Here is a 1,663-nt window from a genome sequence, read left to right as displayed (position 1 = left end):
AGCCAGGGTCGGGCCAAAGGCCGCAAGAGCTTCGCCTGGACCGACTACCGCGACCTGATCGTCGCCGCGCACAACCAGCTCGACGGCCCGATCGTCCTGGTCTGGGACAACCTGAGGGGACCTGCGGGCTGAAGCCGAGGCGGTGCATCAGCCTGGTGGCGCCCGAGACGCTGTAGGTGACGTGGAACTTCCGCCCGATGAGCGTGACCACCCGCGAGGCCGTCCAGACCTGGTCCTCCACCCAGCCGTGCGCGGCCGGCCCCTCGTCCAGATACGCGGCGAGCTTGGTCAGACAGCGCGGCGACAGGCGACACCGCGACCCGGCCGGGCCACGCGATGCCAGCGCCTGCACGCCACCGGCGCGCCACAACTGGTGCCACTGATAGGCGGACTTCACACTCACCCGCAGGCGCCGGGCCACCTCCGCCGGCTTGACCTCCTGCTCGAACAACTCGGCAGCCTGCACCCGCACCGACTCCCGACGCAGCCGTCCCGCGGCGGTCAGCCCGCCGCCATCCGCATATCTCACACACCACCGGTACAGCCACCGCTTCAGACCCGTCAGGCACTTCGCGCAGATTCACCCTGACGAGCCGAAGTCAGTAACTGATCGTTTCAGAATGCCGTCGTGTGGAGATGCTGGCGGCACATGGGACAATCTTTTCAGCCACGGGCTCAGGGGGACGCCGGATGGAACGGGTTGGGGCTGCACGAGACCTCGTGCTCGATTACGTCCATGCTCTGAACGCGATTGACGAGGCCATGAGGGTGGCGATCCCCTCACTTGAGCGACTGGCAGATCTCCTCGGTCTGGCCCGGTCGCGCCGGATCAGCCGGAGTGATCACATCGGCGCCTACTCCTACACGGTTCATGGGGCAGGCTGCCGCTTCGTCAGCGACAACGGCACTGAGGTCGATGTGGACTTCGCAGCCGACCGGAGCGAGGTCTTCGACCTCTGGCGGCTACGCCGGTACGGGCTGAGCCTGCCGGTGACAGTTGACGTCACCGATGAGGACCTGCGCTCCGCGGTGCGGTCGCTGCAACCGCTTCTGGCCGAGGTGCGGCCGGGGTGGTTCAGCGTAGCCGAGATCGCTTCAGGGTGAAGTTCGCAGGCGGCGGAGGCATATGAGACTGCAAGCCAGTTCGAGCAGGCCCTGGTGGAGATCGGCGCGTCGCTCGTAGCGGGTGCGGAGACGTTTGAACTGGTGCAGCCAGGCGAAGGCGCGCTCGACCACCCAGCGCACCTTGCCCAACCCGGACCCATGGGCGACGCCGCGCCGGGCGATCAACGGCTTGATGCCGCGCTTCCACAGCAGGCGGCGGTACTTGTCGAAGTCGTAGCCCCGGTCTGCGTACAGGCGCCGGGGCTTGCGGCGGGGGCGTCCCCGCAGTCCCCGGATCGGCGGGACGGCGTCCAGCAGTGGCAGGAGCTGGGTGACGTCGTGCCGGTTGCCGCCGGTGAGCGTGACGGCGAGCGGGATTCCGTGCCGGTCGACGATCAGGTGGTGCTTGGAGCCGGGGCGGGCGCGGTCGACGGGCGAGGGGCCGACGTGATCCCCCCTTTAACTGATCGTTTCAGAATGAGGTTCGGAGCTTCCGCAGGCAGATGATGGCTGCAGGCTGGTTGGAGCAGGCCCAATCGAGGTCGGTGCGTCGCTTGTA

Annotated in this window: 1 protein-coding gene and 3 pseudogenes; 2 read left to right on the top strand and 2 right to left on the bottom strand. The window is 67.8% G+C overall.

Annotated features, from left to right (window positions below):
• A pseudogene (locus OO57_RS46615) lies at nt 1-114 on the top strand (IS630 family transposase); the annotation flags it as partial.
• A 49-nt stretch (nt 115-163) separates the two neighbouring features.
• On the opposite strand, the pseudogene OO57_RS46610 reads toward OO57_RS46615, so the two are convergent.
• Nucleotides 164-421: pseudogene (locus OO57_RS46610) on the bottom strand (transposase); the annotation flags it as partial.
• 299 nt (nt 422-720) lie between these two features.
• Here OO57_RS46610 and OO57_RS37720 point away from each other — a divergent pair.
• Nucleotides 721-1,104 carry a DUF6896 domain-containing protein gene (locus tag OO57_RS37720; RefSeq protein WP_234337725.1) on the top strand — a complete coding sequence of 128 codons (384 nt, stop codon included), beginning with the start codon at nt 721-723 and terminating at the stop codon, nt 1,102-1,104.
• Here the strand turns inward: OO57_RS37720 and OO57_RS42015 are convergent.
• Nucleotides 1,096-1,560, bottom strand: a pseudogene (locus OO57_RS42015) (IS5 family transposase); the annotation flags it as partial. The gene OO57_RS37720 and the pseudogene OO57_RS42015 sit on opposite strands and share 9 nt — an antisense overlap.
• Nucleotides 1,561-1,663 lie beyond the last annotated feature (103 nt).

Source organism: Kitasatospora phosalacinea (assembly GCF_000717185.1).
Taxonomy (GTDB): Bacteria; Actinomycetota; Actinomycetes; order Streptomycetales; family Streptomycetaceae; genus Kitasatospora; species Kitasatospora phosalacinea_A.
The sequence above is the reverse complement of the archived record's forward strand: the minus strand, read 5'-3'. Positions and strand labels throughout refer to the sequence as shown.